The sequence below is a fragment of the Streptomyces curacoi genome, assembly GCF_001513975.1.
In the GTDB taxonomy this organism is placed as follows: Bacteria; Actinomycetota; Actinomycetes; order Streptomycetales; family Streptomycetaceae; genus Streptomyces; species Streptomyces curacoi.
The window spans coordinates 560,075-579,560 of record NZ_KQ947987.1; the positions used below are offsets into that span (position 1 = coordinate 560,075).

The following is a 19,486-nucleotide window of genomic DNA, read 5'->3' on the forward strand; positions in this document are numbered from 1 at the left end:
CTCGCCTGTGTCGAGCGCCCCGACGGCGACGTGGCTCTCTCGCTGGAGGACGTGCCGGGCGAGCTGGGCACGTCGTGGCCGCTGGACCGCCATGCGGAACACGCCCGCAGCCTGGGCGCCGTTCGCGTCGAGGACCGGCCCTCGCCGTCTGCGCCGGCAACCTGTACGCCGTCGCCCTGCACGGCTTCGACGACCCGGCCACGAAGAAGATCATCATCGGCGGCCGGGACGCGCGGCTGAGGCGCAACCTGCTGGCGGCCTTCACGAAGTACGGTCTGACCTCGTCCACGACCGACGCCGACCGGGCCGTGACCGTGGTCCTCGCGGGCCCTACCGACCCCCTCAACGGCGACGACCCGGCCAACATCGTCAACCGCACCCGCACGGGCGCCGGTGCCCAGCTGGAGCTGTCCACGGCGCTGCGCAGGGCGATGTTCGGCGACTTCTCCGGCGCGGCCAAGCGCAGGACGACGGCCGGTGTGCCGAGCGCCGACAGCCCCTACGCCGACCACTTCTGGAACGGTTTCGTGAGCGCCGTCCGCGAGGCGGTCAGGAACCACGAGCTGGGCCTCGACTCCCTCTAGGACACGCCCTGGCCCGGTGCCGCGTGCCGTCCTCCCCGGCGCCGTCCGCGCCCGCCGCGCCCGAGCCGCGTCGCCGGTACCACGAGCCCGACCAGCAGGCCCGCGGCCAGGACGTACGGCCACCAGCCGAGGCCGCTGCCCGCGGCGCTCGCGGTGCGGGTGCCGGGTGAGGCGAGCGTGTCGGCTGCCGCGCGGGGGCCGGGGGAGCCGGGGGAGGGGCTCGTGGCGGCCACGGCGGTCAGGACGACGTCGTTGCCGTCGCCGCCCCGGTAGCTGAGCCGGTAGGCGGTGTCGCCCAGTTGGAGCTTCTCGCCCTCCTTCAGGCCGGTGAAGGCGCCGGTGTTCCTGGCCCGCCCCCGGTGGTCGAGGACGGTGATCGTCCGGGCGGGGTCGGACGCGGTGGCGGCGGCAGCGAGGTCCAGGTCCCCGGCCAGGCGGACCGCGCCCGTCACCTTCAACGGCCCGTCGCGCAGGACGAGCTCGCCCTTCGCCGACTGCGTGTAGTCGCCGACGACGGTCACTCCGGTGGCGACCACGCCGTCGTTCGTCACCGCGCCCTTGACGGTGCCCTGGCCGGTCAGCGTCCTGCCCGCGCCCACGCGCAGTCCCGAAGTGCCCGCGTCCAGCCGGGACTTCGCCGAGGTGAGCCTGATGCCCTTGCTGCGGGCCAGCGTCGCGCCGCCGCGCAACGCCAGCGTGCCCTTCCTGACCGTGGTCGTGCCGGTGTACGTCACCGCGCCGCCCGTCAGGGTCGTCGTCGCGGCGCCCGCCTGGGTGAGCGACCCGCCGCCGCTGATCCGGGACAGCGACAGGGCCCTGCGCGTGTTGTTCAGCACGAGCGAGCCGTCGTTGACGACCTTGTAGAGGTCGCCCCGGGTGTAGAGCCCGCCGTCGCCGCCGGGCCTGCCGCTGCCGAGCCGCAGCACGGCGCCCTTCTCGACGGTCGTCGAGCCGTTGTAGTACTGGACCGCGGCGAAGGTGACGTCGTTGCCCTTCGTCCCCTTGATGACGACGTCCCCGGCGCCGGGCGCGGCCAGCGTGTCGTGGAACCTGCCGCCGCCGATGGGCGCGCCCAGCGTCACCGGGCCGTTGTAGGCGAAGGTGAGCAGCGAACGGGACCGGGCGGCCAGCAGGTTGATGTAGACCGTCTCGGCGGTGCCCGGCATGAAGATCTTGTTCGTCGTCCCGTCGCCCCACTGGACGTTCGCGCCCTTGATGTTGGTGCCGCGCTTGTTGACGTTCTTCCGCGCGGGCGTCCAGTTCAGGGCGGGGTCGCTGAGCGAGGGGTCGGTGTCGCCGCCCCGGTCCGACCAGCTGTACTGGCCGGTGAGGACGACCTTGCTGCCGGGCCGGGACTGGACGTTGATGTCGCTGCCGTACTCGCGCTGGTAGAAGTCCATGCCCATGGTGACGGTCTGACCGAGCGGCGTGTCCACGGTGAAGGTGCCCTGGTTGAGGATCTTGCGCACGTTCGGCAGCGACGTCGCGAACTCCGGCCGTCCGGCGTTGACCTGCGTGCCGTTGTCGATCACCCCGGAGAAGGAGTGGGCGCCGGACAGGTCCCAGGTCCCCCAGAGGAAGCGCGGCTGGGTGATGAGCCCGGAGCCGCTGATCGTGCCCAGGTTGTAGGCGCTCTTCAGCGACAGCCGCAGGGTGCCGTCGACCCGGATGTTGTCCTGGTTGAGCCGGAACGCCGGGGTGTTGTAGGGGAAGTGGCCGATCAGCCCGGTCGTCCCGCCGTTGCCGTACTGCAGGGTCGCCCCGCGCTCGACCGTGACCGCGGGCGGGTCCGGGTCGGCCGTGGTGACGTACGGGTGGTTGCCGCCCTGGATCCGCACGCGCTGCCGCTGCCTGGACTCGGGCAGCGTGAAGTCGCTGTCCCGGATCAGGACCAGGGTCCCGGTGCCGCGCACGGTGAGCGTGCCCTCGCCGCGGAAGACGCCGTCGTACGTCGTCGTCCCGGCCGGCATGGTGACGACCGTGTCGCCGCTGAGCGTCACGTCCCGGTCCGCGAGGACGTCGGCGGTGACGTCCCGGGGGCCGGCGGCCGCCGCCGGGGGCACCGCGACCGTGAGGGCGGCGACCGCCGCGAGGGCGCCGGCTGCCGCTGCTGTCTTGTGGGTATGGCTGCGCACGTCATCGGAGACGGATGGGGAGGGCGCCGATAACAGAAAACGGCGGCCCGTTGGTAAGCGCTCTCTCCGTCACGTCGAACCCGTTGACCTCCTGGTTCCACACCCTTACCTTTTCGGCGTTCGGAATGACAGATCATGTCCGTTATTTCGAACACTTCCCCCCTCTGAACATCCCGAGAGGCAGCCCGCATGAGCCGCGATCACGATCTGCCCGAAGTCCCCAGCCGCAGACTGCTGCTGAAGGGCGCCGCAGCCGCCGGCGCCCTGACCGCCGCCTCGGCCATCCCCGGCGTCGCCCACGCCGCTGCCGCCGCAGCCCCCGCCGCACCCCGCAAGGCAGCCCCCTACGTGAACCCCCTGGTCCAGCAGCGAGCCGACCCGCACATCCACCGCCACATCGACGGCCACTACTACTTCACGGCCACCGCCCCCGAGTACGACCGCATCATCCTGCGCCGCTCCCGCACCCTGAACGGCCTGTCCACGGCCGCCGAGTCGGTCATCTGGCGGGCCCACCCCACCGGCGACATGGGCGCGCACATCTGGGCACCGGAGCTGCACCGCATCGGCGGCAAGTGGTACATCTACTTCGCCGCCGCGCCCGCCGAGGACGTGTGGAGAATCCGCATCTGGGTCCTGGAGAACTCCCACCCCGACCCCTTCAAGGGCACCTGGGTGGAGAAGGGTCAGATCAAGACCGCCTGGGAGACCTTCTCCCTGGACGCCACCACCTTCACCCACCGCGGCACCCGCTACCTGTGCTGGGCGCAGCACGAACCCGGCATGGACAACAACACCGGGCTGTTCCTGTCCGAGATGGCCAACCCGTGGACGCTGAAGGGGCCTCAGGTGCGGCTGTCCACCCCGGAGTACGACTGGGAGTGCATCGGCTTCAAGGTCAATGAGGGCCCGTACGCCCTCAAGCGCAACGGCCGGATCTTCCTCACCTACTCGGCCTCCGCCACCGACCACCACTACTGCGTCGGCATGCTGACCGTCGACGCCGACGCCGACCTCATGGACCCGGCCAACTGGTCCAAGTCCCCGACCCCGGTGTTCACCAGCAACGACACCACCAAGCAGTACGGCCCCGGCCACAACTGCTTCACCGTCGCCGAGGACGGCCGCAGCGACGTCCTCGTCTATCACGCCCGCCAGTACAAGGAGATCGTCGGCGACCCGCTGAACGACCCGAACCGGCACACCCGCGTCCAGCGGCTCGGCTGGAAGCCGGACGGCACCCCGGACTTCGGCATACCCGTGGCGGACACGGCCGCCGAGACGGTGAAGGAGAGTGCGTGAGATGAGACGTGCGCACGCGGTGCTGCTCGCCCTCTGTCTGGCCCTGGCCGGCGCCCTGGCCACCGCCGGCCCCGCCCAGGCGGCACCCCAGACGATCACCAACGGCACGCAGTTCACCGACACCTCGGGCAACCCCGTGCACGCCCACGGCGGCGGTGTCATCAAGGTCGGCTCGTACTACTACTGGTTCGGCGAGCACCGCAACGCCGACAACACCTTCCGGTACGTCGACGCCTACCGCTCCACCGACCTGAAGAACTGGGAGTTCAGGAACCACGTCCTGACCGAGGCCGGCTCCCCCGAACTGGCCACCGCCAACATCGAGCGGCCCAAGGTCATGTACAACGCCTCCACCGGCAAGTTCGTCATGTGGATGCACAAGGAGAACGGCGTCGACTACAGCGAGGCCCGCGCGGCCGTCGCCGTGTCGGACACCGTGGACGGCGACTACACCTGGCAGGGCAGCTTCCGCCCGCTCGGCCGGCACATGTCCCGCGACATCACGGTCTTCGTGGACAGCGACGGCACCGGCTACATGGTCTCCGCCGCCCGCGAGAACTACGACCTGCACATCTACCGCCTGACCAGCGACTACACGGGCATCGCCGCCCTGGTCGCGGACCCCTGGCACGGCGGCCACCGCGAGGCCCCGGCGCTGTTCAAACGGGGCGGCGTCTACTTCATGCTGACGTCCGGCGCCACCGGCTGGAGCCCCAACCAGCAGCAGTACGCCACGGCCACCAGCATCGCGGGCCCCTGGACGGCCATGAAGAACGTCGGCGACTCCACGACCTACGGTTCCCAGACCGCGTACGTCCTTCCCGTGCAGGGCACTTCGACCACCTCGTACATCTACCTGGGCGACCGCTGGGGCAACTCCTTCGGCGGCACCGTCAACGACTCCCGCTACGTCTGGCTGCCGCTGACCTTCCCCTCCTCGACCTCGATGTCCATGTCCTGGTCCCCGGAGGTCACCATCGACACGGCGACCGGATCGGTCAGCGGCACGAGCGCCACGTACAACACGCTGATCGCACGCCACAGCGGCAGGTGCGCCGACGTCACCAGCCAGTCCCAGTGGGCGGGCGCCCAGATCAAGCAGTACGACTGCAACGGCGGCAGCAACCAGAAGTACTGGTTCAAGTCCGTGGGCAGCGGCTACTACCAGCTGATGACCCGGCACAGCTCCCTGTGCGTCCAGGAGAACGCGAACACGGTCACCCAGGAGAACTGCAACGCCTCCGCGACCGGCCAGCAGTGGTCGCTCACCACCACCGGCTCCTACGTGAACATCAAGTCCCGCGCCACCGGCGAGTGCCTGGACGTGAACGGCGCGTCCACCGCCAACTCCGCCGCGATCATCACCTACACCTGCAACGGAGGAACCAACCAGCAGTGGACCCGCGGGACATGAGAACACCTAGGCCAGCAGGTCGATCGCGTCGATCGCCGTGCCCGCGCTGAGATAGCCCGTCGCCCCCGAACCGCTCACCACGTCGATCCTCAGCACGTTGTACTGGCTGGTGTCCGTCCGCCAGGCGGACGCCGGCACGCTGTACGTGAACGTGTGGTTGTTGCCCCGGTACGAACCGTTGGTCAGCGACCGGGTGTTCGGCTGGGCGGGCGGGGAGGGGATGGCGGAGGTCCAGGCGTCGTTGACGGTGACCTGGGGGCGGCCGTTGGCGTACGCCGTCGTCACCCCGATCCGCAGGGTGTGCGCGGCCGCCGCCTGGGCCGCCGTCAGCCGGAAGTACACGAGGATGCCGCTGTTGACGTCCTTCCAGAGGTAGCAGGGGAAGGACGCCGTCTCGTTGTTGCCGATGACGACGTTGCCGGTCCAGGAGGCGGCCCGGACGTCGGACGGGTGCGCGTAGGTCATCAGGTCGGCGTTCTTGAAGCCGCTCGGCGTGCCGTTCCAGTCGCCGATCCGCCAGATCGCGGTGGCGTTGCCCGGGTCGTTCGAGGACGGGACGGCGATCGTGTTGAGGGTGGTCGTGCCACCGGCCGTGACCGTCACCGAGGTGGTGTGGACGGCGAGTTCGCCCTTGTGGACGGTCAGGGTGTACGTCCCCGGCAGCACACCCCCGATCGAGAACCAGCCGTCCGACGAGCGCGCCGAACCCCAGTACTGCGCCGCCGAGTTGGCGAGCCCGACGGTGTACGGGTACGCCGTGTTCCGCCCGGAGATCCCGACCCCGGCCACCCGCCCGCGCCCGCTCGCGCCGACGTACCCGGCGATGCCGAGCGAGTCCGCCCACGAGGTGGTCAGCGTGCCCGGGAACAACGCCGAGGAGGGCGCGCCGCCGTCCGTGAGGGCGATGACGTACGGGCCCTGGAGGCCGAAGCGCTGGGCCTCGGTCTGGTTCTGGCCGTAGTACAGGATCTCGTACAGGCCGCCGCCGTCCGCGCTCTGGTGGCGCAGGAGGGAGCGGTAGAAGGGGCCGCCGGAGGCCTTCTCGTGGTTGCTGCGCACCATCCACAGGCCGACGCTGCCGGTCGTCCAGCCGATGTAGTCGTAGTCCATCACCCGGAGCCTGGAGTAGTGCTTCGAGCGCGTCTGGCCGTCGGACTTGGCGAAGACGTCCGAGGCCTCGATGGTGGTGGGCGCGTAGGTGTAGGAGTCGGGCTCGTCGTTGAGGAACAGGCCCTTCTTCACGCGCAGGATGTAGCGGGTCGCCGAGACGGACGCGTCGGCCTTGTCGGTCCACAGGTAGATGTTGTTCTCGCCGCTGCGGGCGGCGTAGTAGTGCCGCAGGGTGCCGTACACGACCGAGATCAGGATCGTCGAACCCGACTGCCGGATCGACACGGTGGAGGTGCCGAGGCCGGACTCGATGTGCGAGTTCATGCCGCCGTAGCCCTGGTACTCCGTGCCGCGGTAGACCAGCGAGGTCAGGTCGCCGTTGGTCTTGCTGACCTTGAAGACCAGGTTGGCGCCGGTGTCGACGACGTAGTTCGAACCGTCGTCGCTCCAGCCGAAGGCCGCTGCCGAGGCGGTGCCGCTCAGGGCCGCCGTGCCCACCGCGGCCGCGGTACCGAGGACGAAGGCGCGGCGTCGGACCGGTCTGTTCGCGGATCCGGACATGGGGGTGCCTCCTTCGAGACATGTGGGGTGCGGGTGTGAGTGAGGGTGACAGTGGAATCGATTTCGCGAAAGGGCTTTCACTGCAGGGGAGTTGGCAATGTTGTGAAATCAACCAGAGGTCTAGAAAGCGCTTGCCAATAGCGGTACGGTCCAGCGCCAGGCCTTGTCATCCTCGGAGGAGCCGACGAATGAGACGTTTCAACCTCGCCGTCCTGGCGGCGGTGACGCTGAGCACCGGCCTGTCCGCCGTACCGGCCCAGGCGTACGGGTCGCACGGCGGTCAGCGCCCCCTCGGCATCCAGAACTGCACGGCCACCGCCTGCCACTTCGACGTCCCGCCCGGCACGTACGACGTGCAGGTCCTCCTCGGCGGCGAAGCCGCGTCCAGCACGAGCGTCACCGGCGAGACCCGGCGCGCCCTGCTCCCCGAGACGGCCGCCCCGGCCGGCGAGCGTGTCGCCCGCAGCTTCACCGTGAACGTCCGCACCCCCGAGGGCGAGCCCACCGGCCCCGACGGAACCCCCGGCCTGGACCTGCGGCTCGGCGGCTCGGCCCCCGCCCTCGCCGACATCAAGGTCACCCCGGCCCGGCACGCCCGCCAGATCTTCCTCGTCGGCGACTCCACGGTCTGCGACCAGCCCGGCGACCCGTACTCCGGCTGGGGCCAGCAACTGCCCCAGTACCTGCGCAAGGGCCTGTCCGTCGCCAACCACGCCGACTCCGGCGAGAGCACGGTCACCTATCTCGCCGACTCCCGCCTGTGGGCCACCGTCCAGCCGCGGATCCGCCCCGGCGACCTGGTCCTGATCCAGCTCGCCCACAACGACAAGACGACCGACGCGGCGACCTACCGCGCCAACCTCGAAACCCTGGTGGCAGGCGTGCGGGACAAGGGCGGCGAGCCGGTCCTCGTCACCCCGATCGTGCGCCGCTGGTTCAACTCCGACGGCACGCTCGACAACAACACGGCCCTGCTGGTGAACGGCCTCGGCGTGGACCACCCGGCGGTGATCCGCTCGGTCGCCGCCGCCCAGGACGTTCCCCTCATCGACCTGACGGCGAAGACCAAGGCGCTGGTGGAGTCCCTGGGCGTCGAGGCCTCCAAGGCGCTGTACCTCTACAACGAGAAGCGGGACAACACCCACACCTCCGTGCACGGCGCCACGGTGTACGCGGGCCTGGTCCGCGAGGAACTCGTCGCCCGGCATCTGGTGCCGGAGGGCCGGGTGCGGGTGGGATGAGTCCCGGATGAACCCCTGGGGCGTCCCGACCGGAACCGGGGCGCCCCAGGTCTGAACCGAGCCGGCAAGAGAGAGAACCGATGCACCTGCCCCCCGCCGACCGCACCCTCAGCCCGCACACCGGCTACAGCCGCGCCCACTGGGAGGCCGCCGCCGACGCCCTGCTCGCGGCGGCCGAGCCGTACGCCACCGAGGACCGCGCCCTCTACCACTTCCCCGGCGACCGCCAGAGCTGGTCGGGCCGTCTCTCCGACGGCCTGGAGGGCTACGCCCGTACGCTGCTCCTGGCGGCCTTCCGCCGGGACGAGACGGCGCTGGAGCGGTACGCCGACGGACTGGCGGCCGGGGTCGCGGGCGTCTGGCCCCGGATCGAGGACCGCAGCCAGCCCCTGGTCGAGGCGGCGTCGATCGCGCTCGCGCTGCGGCTGACGCGGCCCCTGCTGTGGGACCGGCTGGACGACCCGGTGCGGCAGCGGGCGGCGGCCTGGCTCGGGGACGCGCTGACCGCCGAGGCCTGGCCCTGCAACTGGGAGCTGTTCCCGGTGACGGTGGGCGGCTTCCTCCAGGAGATCGGACACGCGCCCGCGGAGTCCCGCAAGGCGATCGACCGGGGCCTGGAGCGCATCGAGGAGTGGTACGTCGGCGGCGGCTGGTACACCGACGGCGACGGCCGGAAGTTCGACTACTACAACGGCTGGGCGATGCACCTGTACCCGGTGCTGCACGCCTGGCTGGCGCGGGACGACAGACTGCTGGAGCTGTACGGGGGTCGGCTCTCGCGGCATCTGGAGGACTACGCCCGTCTGTTCGGCGGAGACGGCGCGCCCATGCACCAGGGCCGCTCCCTGACCTACCGCTTCGCCACCACGGCCCCCCTGTGGCTCGGCGCCCTCACCGGCCGTACGCCGCTCTCCTCGGGGGAGACGAGGCGGCTGGCCTCCGGCGCGCTGAGGTACTTCCTGGAGCGGGGCGCCGTGGACGCAGACGGCCTGCTGACCCTCGGCTGGCACGGCCCCGACGAGGCGGTGCTGCAGGGCTATTCGGGCCCGGCGTCCCCGTACTGGGCGAGCAAGGGCTTCCTCGGTCTGCTCCTGCCGGCGGAGCACGAGGTGTGGACGGCGGTGGAGGAACCCGCCCCCGTCGAACGCGGGGACGCCGTCACCCCGATCGCCGCCCCCAACTGGCTCCTTCAGTCGACGAGTTCGGACGGCCTGGTCCGCCTCCACAACCACGGCAGCGAGGACGTCCGCTACGACCCTTACTACACGCGCCTCGCCTACTCGACCGTGACGGAGCCTTCGACGTCGTACGACAACAGTGTGATCGTCGGCGACGATCCGAGCCGTACGGACATCGTGCCGCTGGGCGTGGGCGACGGCTGGGTGGCGTCGCGGCACACGGCGGGCGGGGGAGCGCGGGTGACCAGCGTGGTGCTGGCGCGCGGGGCCGTGGAAGTGCGCGCCCATCTGGTCACGGGAGCCGAGCCCGGGACCGAGGTGCGCCTGACCGGGTGGGCGACGCGTGCCGGTGTCCGGACCGAACTGCTGCCCGCTGTCGGCCTCGACGCCGCCCTGACCGGCGTCACCGGCGAAGGAGGGGCGCTCTTCGCCGCGGTGGCCCGTCTCACCAGTGAGGCGGATCCCGTACCTCTGGGAGAGACGGTGACTGTGCGGGCGGACGGGCCGGGGGAGTTGACGGTCCTCTGGAACGAGGGACCGCGGGTGCGGGTTCGGCCGGACGGCTCCGGGGTGGACATCGTGGTGGAGGGCTGAGCCGGCCGTGCGCGTCGCGCCGGACCGGCCCGCCCTCGTCGCCCAGGTCAACGCCCGGTGGCACCCGCTGTGCCTGTGCGGACGTCGTGCGTCTTGCGGAAGTCATGCCCCCCGGTCGGCGCCCGGGCCGGGAAAGTTGCTGAAGTCTCACCGAATGTGGGCCGGATCACTTCGGCCGGTACCGAAACGAGATGCGCCTAGCGTTCGGGGCATGACCGAACCCGTCAGGACCGCGTTCGCCGAACTCCACTACGGCGACGAGCCCCTGCTGCTCCCCAACGCCTGGGACCACGCCTCCGCGAGGGCGCTCGCCGGCCAGGGCTTCCGTGCGATCGGCACGACGAGCCTCGGTGTCGCCGCGGCGGCCGGACTGCCCGACGGGACACCGGCCGGCCGGGACGAGACGCTACGGCTCGCACTCGCTCTCGGCTCGGAGCCGTACCTTCTCTCGGTCGACGCGGAGGACGGGTACAGCGAAGACCCCGACGAAGTGGGCGAGTTCGCCCGGCAACTCGCGGCCGTCGGAGCCGTCGGCGTCAATCTGGAGGACCGCCTCGGCGCTCCGGCGCTGCACGCCGCGAAGATCGCCGCGGTCAAGTCGGCGGCACCTGGCCTCTTCGTCAATGCCCGGACGGACACCTACTGGCTGGGCGACGGCGAGGGCACCATGGCCCGCCTCGACGCCTATCGACAGGCGGGCGCCGACGGTGTGTTCGTCCCCGGACTCACCGACCGCGGCGCCATCGCCGCCCTGGTGAGACACCTCGATGTCCCCCTCAACATCCTCTACACCCCGGCCGGCCCCACCGTCCCCGACCTCGCCGGCCTCGGCGTCCGCCGCGTCAGCCTCGGCTCGCTGCTCTACCGGCGGGCGCTCGGGGCGGCGCTGGAAGCGGTCGTGGAGATCAGGCAGGGGCGGACACCACGGGGGGCCGTCCCGTCGTACGGCGCCGTGGACGCGCTCAGCCGCCGGGGCGACCTGACTCACGGCGAGGGGCCGTAGGACCTTGTTAGGCTTGACTCTTTGACGGGTATCAGACCCTTTGGACTCATCACCGGCGAGGGACCGAGGAACCATGGTCATGGACATCCCCGGCGACAGGCGACTGGCGGCCGCCGTCGTGATGGACGATCAGCAGCGGGTGCTACTGGTGCGCCGCAGCGAGAAGGAACGGTTCCTGCCCCGGGTGTGGGGCGTTCCCTGCGGAAAGCTGGAGCCGGACGAGAGTCCCGAGGACGGCGCCCTGCGCGAGCTGAAGGAAGAGACCGGGCTGCTCGGCGAGGTCGTCCGCAAGGTCGGCGAGTCGTCCTTCGTCAGTGTGTACCGGGGGCACGAGATCAAGAACTGGCAGGAGAACTTCCTGGTCAGGCCGTTGTCCGAGAGCGTCGTCCTGCCCGAGCCGGATCAGGACGCGCGCTGGCTCGGCCGGTCCGAGCTGACCCGCGTGGAGATCGACGCGTACAACCTCGACATCGTGCGCCAGGCCTTCACCGAGTCCTGACCCCCTGCGGGCCGTTTCCGCACGGCGGGCCGGTCGCACAGGGAAAACCCTGCGGGAACCGGCACGCTCTTGTCGCGGCCGTCACCAGGCGCTTCACTTGGCGCACCCCCCACAGGAGAACGCCCCAGCTCATCTGCAGAAGGGTCAGTTCTTTTGTCAGCGATACGCGCCACCGCCGTCACCGCGGCGGCCTGTGCGGCCGTGCTCGCCACGGCGCTGCCGTCCTCGGCCATCAACTCCTACAACGCCACGCCCGCCCCCGAACGCACCGAGGTCGGCGCGCTCGTGGCCACCTGGGACAACGACGGCGATCCCGCGACCCCGGACCGGGTCGACTGGGTCTGCTCCGGCACCATGATCGACGCGGACACCTTCCTGACCGCCGCGCACTGCACCACCGGCTGGCCCGACAACGTGAAGTTCTACGTGTCCCTGGACCAGGACGTGCAGGCCGGCCTGGACGCCGCCGCCAGGAAGTACCCCGGCGACCCGGCCGCCCAGGCGAGGGCCGTGGCCGTCCAGGGCACCGCCCACAGCCACCCCGGCTTCCCGGGCCCGGCGTCCGACACCCACGACATCTCCGTGGTCGAACTGCCCGCCGCCAAGGTCAAGGCCCGCTGGACCTTCACCCCGGCCACCCTGCCCACCGCGAACCAGCTCGGCGAACTCGGCCCCCAGGGGCTGAACGCCACCGACTGGTTCGTCGCCGGATACGGCACCCAGGAGGCGGTCAACGGCCCCGGCGGACAGACCCACCCCGGCGGCGGGGTCCGGATGAAGGCGCCCGTCACCTTCGACGCCCTCAACGACTCCTGGGCACGCCTGGCGATGACCGCGCCGCAGGGCAACGGCGGCGCCTGCTACGGCGACTCGGGCGGCCCCAACTTCGCGGTGATCGGCGGCAGGAACGTCCTGGCCGCCACCACGATCACCGGCGACACCCCGTGCTACGCGACGAACGTGACGTACCGTCTGGACACCCCGGGCGCCCGCGCCTTCCTGTCGCCGTTCGTGAAACTCCCGTAGTCCCCGCCGGCTTCCGCCGCCCGGTGCGCGAAGCTGCCGGGCGGCGGGGCACCGCGGGCCCATCACGCGGCCCTGATCCGCTCCGCCAGACCGCTCAACGCCTCCAGATAGTCCCGCACCTTGAGCGGCACCTTCGACACCGCGCCCGGATGCGGGCCCGCCGCGGTGAACACATCCGTGTGACGCCGCCGTCCGTCACCCGTCTCCAGGAACAGCGTCACCGTCGGTACGTCCGTGTCGCACCAGGCCCGGTGCAGGGTGTGCGCGGGCAGGGCGTACGAACTGCCCGCCGCGTACTGGCCCATATGCGTCAGCCGCAGCCGCGCCGCACCGGCCGGCTCCAGCACCCAGTCCGCCGAGCGCTCGGACAGGGACTCCTCATAGCGGGCCGCCTCGATGCCGTCGTCATGGACCTCGTACAACTCCATCGCGAGCCGGCCCCGTACGACATAAGAGGCCAGCGGCGAACGGTGGTTGTGGATGTCCTCCTCGCCGATCGCGCCCACGCCCGGATGCCACACGTGCGCGCGCAGCATGTGCCGCGGGCCCCCGTCGATCAGCAGCAGCTTGTCGAAACCGAGGACATGACGGTACGACAGCCGCGCGCAGCCCTCCGGATCACCCGCGCCGGAGGCGAGTTCGGCGATCAGCGCCGACAGCCGCTCCGGGGAACCGAGTTCGACGACGACGGAGCGGGCCGCGGCCACCAGCTCGTGCTCGGGCAGTGCGCCGTCCAGCGCCCCGGCCAGCAGTCGTCGCGCCGCCAGGACCTGCCGACCGCCCATGCACTCATCCTTTCGACGACCGCTCACCGAGCCAGGGTTCAGCCGACCGGCTGGTACATCCATACGGCATGCGCGCGCAGCGCCGAAAGACCTTGATAGGTCATCCACATCGGCCGCCGCAGCTCGGCGCTGTCGCCCCGCCCCCAGAGCCAGATGCCGTCCGTCTGCCCCGCCCACACCGCGGCGACGGCCCCGTCCAGCCGTACGCGCCACTCCTCCTCCAGCCCGTCGGCCCGGGCGACCGCCAGGGCGCCCGGAGCGAGCAGGGCGCGTGCCACCCAGGAGGCGGTGAAGTGCCGTACGTTCAGCACCTCGTGGCGCAACGGGTCGTCCGTGCGCGGCCGGCGCACCTCCTCCTGGAGGTTGCGCAGATCCGCGCAGGTGTCGTGGGACGTCTCCGGGCAGGTCAGCAGCCAGCGGACGCCGTCCTCGCGGGCGGCGCGCGCACCGGCGTTCTCACCGAGGACGCGGGCGGCCCGGTCGAGGGCGACGACCGCCTGGGCGGTGTGCAGCGCGGACGGCGGGCCGTAGGGCGCGTGGAGGCGGTAGCCCCAGCAGCGCCGATGGTCGCGGTGCGGGTCGCTGATCGCGCCGTCCGCGAGGGCCTCGCGCAGCACGGGCAGCACCTCGGAGCGGGGCGCGGCGCGCAGCAGTCCGCGCAGCACCGTCGTCACGACATGGGTCGACTCCCGCCCGGCGCGGTCCTGCCCCCGGGTGAACCCGCTGGTGCACCGCTCCACCTCCGCGGTCAGCCGCTCCGCGGACGTGCCCGCCCGGGCCAGCGCGCCCAGCACCAGCGCGGTGACCTCCGGACGCGCCTCGGAGCCCTGCGACCGCGCCGACCAGCCGCCGTCCGGGAGCCGCAGCCGCCACAGCGTGTCCACCAGGTCGCCGGTGCTCAGCCGGCCGTCGGGGACGCCCAGGTCGAGCATGATGTGCAGGCCGTACGCGGTGCCGACGGGGGTGGGCGGCGAGGGCATGTTCTCGCCGAGGGAGTGCGGCCAGCCGGTGAGCCGCCCGCGCTCCGGGTCGTCCACGACGGACACCTGGTCGACGAGGGTGTCGTAGGCGGAGGCGAAGACCTGGGGGAGCGGGCCGGGCGCTCCCGGTGCCAGGGCGGCGGGCCCCACGGGGGCGGTCCGCGCGGGATCGCCGGCCGCCGCCCGGGCGCGCAGCAGCGCCGCCGCCAGCCAGGCCGCGACCGAGGTGCCCAGGCCGCTGACCCCGGCGATCAGATACCGGGCGGCCGAACCGTCGAGGGAGCCGGGCAGGACACTGAACAGGAACTGGAACACGCCGTACCCGGCGGCCACACATCCGAGGCCGCCGAGCCAGCCGACGAAACGCGCCGGGGGCGAGCCGTCCGGGGGCTCCGCGTCGGGAACGGGGGGCGTGGGGCGGGGCTGACGAGCCCTCAAGGGGCCGCGTCCGAGCTGCTGTTGGGACAACACGCGCTCCCTCCCCCGTGGCGGCGGCGTGTGACCTCCGCGAAGCCTCCAGTCTAAGTGGTCAGGGTGACAACTGGGGCGGGCGCCGGGCCTGCTCGCTCCGCGGCCAGTTCACGAGCGCCACGTGCAGCGCCTCGACGGCGCGCTCCCACGACTGCCGTACGTCGCGGGCGGCGCCGAAGGCGCCGGTGGACTCCAGGGCGCAGTAGCCGTGGAAGGTGCTGCGCAGCAGGCGCACGGCGTCGGTGAGGTCGGGTTCCTCCAGGTCGTAGGCGCGGAGCACGCCGTAGGTGATCTCCGCGGTGCGGCGCATGGCGGGGGAGTCGGCGACGAGGGCCTGGTCGACCCGGATCTGGGTCGCCGCGTACCGGCCCGGGTGTTGCAGGGCGTACTCCCGGTAGGCGTCCGCGAAGGCGGCGAGCGCGTCCTTGCCGGCGCGTCCGGCCACGGCGGCGGCGATCCGGTCGATCATCTCGCCGCCGGCCAGCAGGGCGACCCGGGTCCGCAGGTCCCGCAGATTCCTGACGTGCGAGTACAGGCTCGCGTCCTTCACGCCGAAGTGCCGGGCCAGCGCGGACAGGCTGACGTTGTCGAACCCGACCTCGTCGGCGAGATCCGCCGCGGCCGCGGCGAGCCGGTCGGCACTGAGTCCTGCGCGGGCCATGGGGTGGGTGACCTCCGGATACGAAACCTGGCCTAGGGCCCCTAGGGGACATCCTAGTGACTGCCGAAGGCTCCCCCGCCGACCGTCAGCCGATCGGCGCGTACAGCACCCCCAGCTTGTCGACCTCGCCCCCCGCTCGCCCCGTGAACCCGACGATCTGCCGGCCCGACGGTGCCGTGAAGGTCTTCGCGTCCGATGTCGCCGTACCGGCGGACAGCGTGCGGCCCTTGTCGGTCGTGAAGGCCGCCGAGAAGAGCCGCGTACGCCCGTCCTTCTGGCCCTGCGTCAGCTTCACGGCGGTGAGGTGCTCACCGGAGGCCAGGGTCAGGGACGTCGCGGTGCCGCCCGTACCGCCGTGGGTGAGGGCGGTGCCGCCGTCGTGGGCCAGGGACACCGCGTCCAGGCGGGAACCGCCGCGCAGGGTCAGGGTGCGGGGCGAGGGCGTGGCGGGCAGGTCGTCGGCGTCGTTGAAGGCGGTGCCGTGCGGGCCGCCGAAGAAGTCGCTGGCCGTCAGCGAGGAGTTGAGGGTGTAGGAGAAGTCGACCGTGTGCGGGAAGTGGTCGGAGAGGTGCTTGCCGTCGTCGCGGAGGAACTTCGCCCAGTCGTTGTGGTAGCGGGTGGCGTTCAGGGTCAGCAGATCACTGCCGCGGTACAGGACCTTGTCCACGACCTCGCACTCGTCGGTCGGCGCGGTCGCGTCGCAGACCAGTGCCTCGCTGCCCGCCGCCGGGGGCGTGCCGCCCCTGACCAGCCGCACCCAGGCGTCCGTCAGGCCGTTCTCGGCGACCAGCGTGCGGATGTTGTCGCCCGTGCGCGTGTAGCGGGTGTTCGTGTCGCCCATGACGATCACCGCGTTGCCGGACGAATGGGTCTGGATGAAGTCCGACAGCTGCTCGATGTTGGCGCGGCGGGCGGCGAGCGCGGCGTCGTCGGAGTCGGCGTTGGTGTGGACGTTGTAGAGGTCCACGAACACGCCCTCGGCGAGGCGCACCCTGGCCAGGGTGAAGCCCTTCGGGGTCAGGCAGTTCGTGCCGGTGCAGTCCTTCCACTTCACCCGCTCGAAGTCCTCGAAGGCGTGGTCGGAGAGGGTGTTCAGGCCGTCGCCGAAGCCGGCTCCGCCGCTGGTCGCCGTCCGGTACGGGTGGGTGTCGTTGGCGTACAGCGAGGCGTGGTAGTTGAAGTCCTCCTGCACGTTGACGATGTCGTACGGGGCCAGGCGCTGCCCGATGAGCGGGGTGTTCGTCTCGGGATCGCTGTCGCCGAGGCCGAGCGGGAGCCCGGCGATGTTGTACGTCAGGACGTTGAAGCTGCCGGAGGCGGCGGCCGTCGCGGGCGTCGCCGCGGTGGTGGTGAGGCCGGTGAGGGCCAGCGCGGCCGCCGCGAGCGTGCCGATGAGTCGTCTCATGGTGGGGGCGTCTCCGATGGATGGCAAGGAAGATGAGCAGTGCTCAGGTTCGCTGTCAACCAGCGTGACGTACAAGGGCCGTTGGGGAAACAGTGAGGGACGCCTACCGTTCCCGTAGCGGCCCACTGTCCGCCGTCAGGGGCGGACGAGACCGACGTCCGTGAGCCGCGCGTCCGTACCGGAGTCCGCCGCGTACCGCATGGTGTACGGCCGCAGGTTCCAGGCCCCGACCGTGAAGCCGAGGCGGCCCTCGCCCCCGGCACGGGCCTCGATCCGCCAGGGGGCGCCGCCGGTGGGGTAGAACCGCAGGGTCAGCGTCCGGCCCGACGGCAGAAAGAGCTCCGCGACGGACCGGTCCACCACCAGACGCAGTTCGACCGGGCCGCCCGTCCTCGCTTCGGGGCAAGGGATGCGGTAGGTGCCGCCATGTGCGCGCGGATCGCGGGAGCCGTGGTCGCGGTCCACGACGAGCTCACCGGCGGCGGAGTCGATCCTGATGTCGAGGTGCTCGGTGCCGTCGGCGGACGTCACCAGCCGCAGCCCGCCTGCCGTCGCGGGGGTGCGTGGTGCCAGCCGGGCCGTCAGGTCGAAGCTCTGGCCCACCGTTCCCAGGACGGCCGTTCCGGCGGTGTCGCCGGCCGCGGTCAGGGCGCGTCCGTCGCGCAGTGCGAGGAGTTCCGCCGCCGGGCGCTGCCGTACGGAGCCGTCCTCGGCGAGTGTCACCTCGCGCGGCAGTGTCAGCAGCCCGGCCCAGCCGGCCTCACGGACCCACCCCGGGTCGCGGGCCTCCCAGGACCAGCCCCACAGCAGCCACCGGCCGTCGGGGGCGGGCAGCAGTGCCGGGGCGTAGAAGTCGGGGCCGTGGTCGAGCAGGGCGGGGGCGCCGGCGAGGAAGCGGCCGTCCCGCTCGCGTCCGGGGTAGACCACGGTCCGGCGCGGTCCCCGGTCCGGGTCCCAGGCGCTGAGGATCAGCGCACCGCGTCCGTCCGAGTGCAGGTACTGGGGGCACTCCCAGCCCAGCCCCGTGTCGGCGCCCGGCGCCACCGGCTGCGGGGCCCGCTCCAGGAACGGCCCCCGGTACTCCCACCGCTCCAGGTCCGCGGACTCGTACAGCAGCGCCGCCGCCCGGCCGTCCGCCCAGGCGGAGCCGACCAGCATCCGCCAGCGTCCGGCCTCGCGCCACACATACGGGTCGCGGTACATGGTCGCGCCCTCGGGCAGGCCGGGGATCAGCAGGCTGCCGCGCGGCGTCCAGGTGACACCGTGGTCCCGGGACTCGGCGGTGGTGACCGGCTGTGCCCAGCGGTCGGCGCGGAAGGCGGAGTAGAAGGCGACCATGCGGTCGCCGTCGGAGACGGCGTTGCCGGAGAAGCAGCCGTCGGCGTCCTCGCCGCCCGGCGTGGGCGCCAGCGCGAGGGGAAGTTCCTCCCAGGTCAGCAGGTCGGGGCTGCGGAAGTGGCCCCAGTGCATGTGCGCGTGCTCGGGCCCGTACGGGTTGTACTGGAAGCACACGTGGTAGTGGCCGTCGTGGAAGGCCAGCCCGTTGGGGTCGTTGATCCAGTTGCGGGGCGGGCGCAGATGCGCGACGGGCAGGTGGGGGTCTGCGGGCATGACGGACACGCAGGGGTCCTTTCCGGTGTGGGGGTCTGGTCGAAGGCGCGCGGTCAGCCCTTGACGCCGGTGGAGGCGATGCTGTTGACGAACGAGCGCTGGAAGGCCACGAACAGGGCGAGGATCGGGACGGTGATCAGGGAGGAGTACGCCATGATCTGGCCCCAGCCGACGTTGAGTTGGAAGAAGTAGGAGATGCCGACCATCACCGGCCGCAGCTCCTCGCTCTGCACGACCATCAGCGGCCACAGGTAGGAGTTCCAGGCGGGCAGGAAGGTGAGGATGGCGACGGTGGCCACGGCCGGTCCGGACAGCGGCATGACGATGCGGCGGTAGATGGTGAACCAGCCGGCGCCGTCCACGATCGCCGCCTCGTCGATCTCCTTGGGGATGCTCTGGAAGTACTGGTGGAAGAAGAAGACCGAGAAGGCGTTGGCGACGAACGGCAGGATCTGCACCTGGTAGGTGTCCATCCAGCCGGTCGTCCACTCCAGGTGGAAGCCGTTGACGCGCAGCAGCGGCAGCTGGTTGACCCACCACACCAGCGGCAGCGCGAAGGTCTCGAACGGCACGATCAGGGTGGCGATCACGGCGGTCAGCACGAGCTTCCTGCCGGGCCAGCGCATCCGTGACAGGGCGAAGGCCGCCATGCTGTTGACGAGGATGCCGAGCACCACGGTGATCGACGAGATCAGTACGGAGTTCAGCAGGAACCGCGCCGCCGGGACCCGCTCGAACACGCCCGTGTAGTTGTCCAGGGACAGGGCGCCGACCGGCAGGAAGGCCCGCCAGGAGCCCAGGTCGCCGAAGATCTGGTCGTCCGGCTTGAACGACGAGACCAGCATGAAGACGAGCGGCAGCGCGAAGACCAGGGCGAGGACGACACGGCCGGCGTGCCCGCCGAGGTGCTTGAGGAAGGAGGTCAT

At 71.6% G+C, this 19,486-nt stretch carries 16 protein-coding genes; 8 read left to right on the forward strand and 8 right to left on the reverse strand.

Annotated features, from left to right (window positions below; genetic code table 11):
• The first annotated feature begins 74 nt into the window (after nt 1-74).
• A complete protein-coding gene (locus tag AQI70_RS15915) occupies nt 75-584 on the forward strand; it encodes a poly-gamma-glutamate hydrolase family protein (RefSeq protein ID WP_244181649.1) in 510 nt (169 codons plus the stop codon).
• Here AQI70_RS15915 and AQI70_RS15920 read toward each other — a convergent pair.
• Nucleotides 581-2,719, reverse strand: coding sequence for an autotransporter-associated beta strand repeat-containing protein (locus AQI70_RS15920; RefSeq protein WP_062149572.1), 2,139 nt, complete (start codon nt 2,717-2,719; stop codon nt 581-583). The genes AQI70_RS15915 and AQI70_RS15920 overlap by 4 nt on opposite strands.
• A gap of 189 nt (nt 2,720-2,908) precedes the next feature.
• On the opposite strand from AQI70_RS15920, the gene AQI70_RS15925 reads away from it, so the two are divergent.
• Nucleotides 2,909-4,021, forward strand: a complete 1,113-nt coding sequence (locus AQI70_RS15925; RefSeq protein WP_062149575.1) for a glycoside hydrolase family 43 protein — start codon at nt 2,909-2,911, stop codon at nt 4,019-4,021.
• A gap of 1 nt (nt 4,022) precedes the next feature.
• A complete protein-coding gene (locus tag AQI70_RS15930; protein WP_062149579.1) occupies nt 4,023-5,435 on the forward strand; it encodes an RICIN domain-containing protein in 1,413 nt (470 codons plus the stop codon).
• 6 nt (nt 5,436-5,441) lie between these two features.
• On the opposite strand, the gene AQI70_RS15935 is transcribed toward AQI70_RS15930, so the two are convergent.
• The gene (locus AQI70_RS15935; protein ID WP_062149582.1) at nt 5,442-7,106 is read right to left on the reverse strand and encodes a rhamnogalacturonan lyase B N-terminal domain-containing protein; all 1,665 of its coding nucleotides are present in this window, start codon (nt 7,104-7,106) and stop codon (nt 5,442-5,444) included.
• Between the two features lie 188 nt (nt 7,107-7,294).
• Between AQI70_RS15935 and AQI70_RS15940 the strand changes: the two genes are divergently transcribed.
• From AQI70_RS15940 to AQI70_RS15960, 5 genes are all read left to right on the forward strand, one after another.
• Nucleotides 7,295-8,347, forward strand: coding sequence for a rhamnogalacturonan acetylesterase (locus AQI70_RS15940; RefSeq protein ID WP_062149585.1), 1,053 nt, complete (start codon nt 7,295-7,297; stop codon nt 8,345-8,347).
• 80 nt (nt 8,348-8,427) lie between these two features.
• Nucleotides 8,428-10,119, forward strand: a complete 1,692-nt coding sequence (locus AQI70_RS15945) for a DUF2264 domain-containing protein (protein WP_062149588.1) — start codon at nt 8,428-8,430, stop codon at nt 10,117-10,119.
• Nucleotides 10,120-10,330: 211 nt separating this feature from the next.
• The gene (locus AQI70_RS15950; RefSeq protein ID WP_062149591.1) at nt 10,331-11,122 is read left to right on the forward strand and encodes an isocitrate lyase/PEP mutase family protein; all 792 of its coding nucleotides are present in this window, start codon (nt 10,331-10,333) and stop codon (nt 11,120-11,122) included.
• Nucleotides 11,123-11,201: 79 nt separating this feature from the next.
• The gene (locus tag AQI70_RS15955) at nt 11,202-11,621 is read left to right on the forward strand and encodes an NUDIX hydrolase (RefSeq protein WP_208607371.1); all 420 of its coding nucleotides are present in this window, start codon (nt 11,202-11,204) and stop codon (nt 11,619-11,621) included.
• A 153-nt stretch (nt 11,622-11,774) separates the two neighbouring features.
• Nucleotides 11,775-12,647: a trypsin-like serine protease gene (locus AQI70_RS15960; RefSeq protein WP_208607372.1), complete on the forward strand. Its 873-nt coding sequence runs from the start codon at nt 11,775-11,777 to the stop codon at nt 12,645-12,647.
• Between the two features lie 62 nt (nt 12,648-12,709).
• Here AQI70_RS15960 and AQI70_RS15965 read toward each other — a convergent pair whose 3' ends face one another.
• The 6 genes from AQI70_RS15965 to AQI70_RS15990 all read right to left on the reverse strand — a co-directional run bounded on the left by AQI70_RS15965 (nt 12,710) and on the right by AQI70_RS15990 (nt 19,486).
• Nucleotides 12,710-13,432, reverse strand: a complete 723-nt coding sequence (locus AQI70_RS15965; protein WP_062149599.1) for a hypothetical protein — start codon at nt 13,430-13,432, stop codon at nt 12,710-12,712.
• Nucleotides 13,433-13,470: 38 nt separating this feature from the next.
• Nucleotides 13,471-14,883: a prenyltransferase/squalene oxidase repeat-containing protein gene (locus AQI70_RS15970; protein WP_244181650.1), complete on the reverse strand. Its 1,413-nt coding sequence runs from the start codon at nt 14,881-14,883 to the stop codon at nt 13,471-13,473.
• Nucleotides 14,884-14,941: 58 nt separating this feature from the next.
• Nucleotides 14,942-15,544: a TetR-like C-terminal domain-containing protein gene (locus tag AQI70_RS15975; protein ID WP_062149605.1), complete on the reverse strand. Its 603-nt coding sequence runs from the start codon at nt 15,542-15,544 to the stop codon at nt 14,942-14,944.
• Nucleotides 15,545-15,629: 85 nt separating this feature from the next.
• On the reverse strand, nt 15,630-16,949 hold the full coding sequence (locus AQI70_RS15980; protein ID WP_062149608.1) for a jacalin-like lectin: 1,320 nt from the start codon (nt 16,947-16,949) through the stop codon (nt 15,630-15,632).
• A gap of 135 nt (nt 16,950-17,084) precedes the next feature.
• Complete coding sequence (locus tag AQI70_RS15985) at nt 17,085-18,569, reverse strand: glycoside hydrolase family 32 protein (protein ID WP_062149611.1); 1,485 nt, start codon at nt 18,567-18,569, stop codon at nt 17,085-17,087.
• A gap of 44 nt (nt 18,570-18,613) precedes the next feature.
• Nucleotides 18,614-19,486, reverse strand: coding sequence for a carbohydrate ABC transporter permease (locus AQI70_RS15990; protein ID WP_062149612.1), 873 nt, complete (start codon nt 19,484-19,486; stop codon nt 18,614-18,616).

Coding starts and splice junctions, on each gene's coding strand:
- AQI70_RS15940 (WP_062149585.1), top strand. CDS start 7,295: ATGAGACGTTTCAACCTCGCCGTCCTGGCGGCGGTGACGCTGAGCACC.
- AQI70_RS15925 (WP_062149575.1), top strand. CDS start 2,909: ATGAGCCGCGATCACGATCTGCCCGAAGTCCCCAGCCGCAGACTGCTG.
- AQI70_RS15945 (WP_062149588.1), top strand. CDS start 8,428: ATGCACCTGCCCCCCGCCGACCGCACCCTCAGCCCGCACACCGGCTAC.
- AQI70_RS15990 (WP_062149612.1), bottom strand. CDS start 19,486: ATGACCTCCTTCCTCAAGCACCTCGGCGGGCACGCCGGCCGTGTCGTC.
- AQI70_RS15930 (WP_062149579.1), top strand. CDS start 4,023: ATGAGACGTGCGCACGCGGTGCTGCTCGCCCTCTGTCTGGCCCTGGCC.
- AQI70_RS15955 (WP_208607371.1), top strand. CDS start 11,202: ATGGACATCCCCGGCGACAGGCGACTGGCGGCCGCCGTCGTGATGGAC.
- AQI70_RS15950 (WP_062149591.1), top strand. CDS start 10,331: ATGACCGAACCCGTCAGGACCGCGTTCGCCGAACTCCACTACGGCGAC.
- AQI70_RS15980 (WP_062149608.1), bottom strand. CDS start 16,949: ATGAGACGACTCATCGGCACGCTCGCGGCGGCCGCGCTGGCCCTCACC.
- AQI70_RS15975 (WP_062149605.1), bottom strand. CDS start 15,544: ATGGCCCGCGCAGGACTCAGTGCCGACCGGCTCGCCGCGGCCGCGGCG.
- AQI70_RS15965 (WP_062149599.1), bottom strand. CDS start 13,432: ATGGGCGGTCGGCAGGTCCTGGCGGCGCGACGACTGCTGGCCGGGGCG.
- AQI70_RS15935 (WP_062149582.1), bottom strand. CDS start 7,106: ATGTCCGGATCCGCGAACAGACCGGTCCGACGCCGCGCCTTCGTCCTC.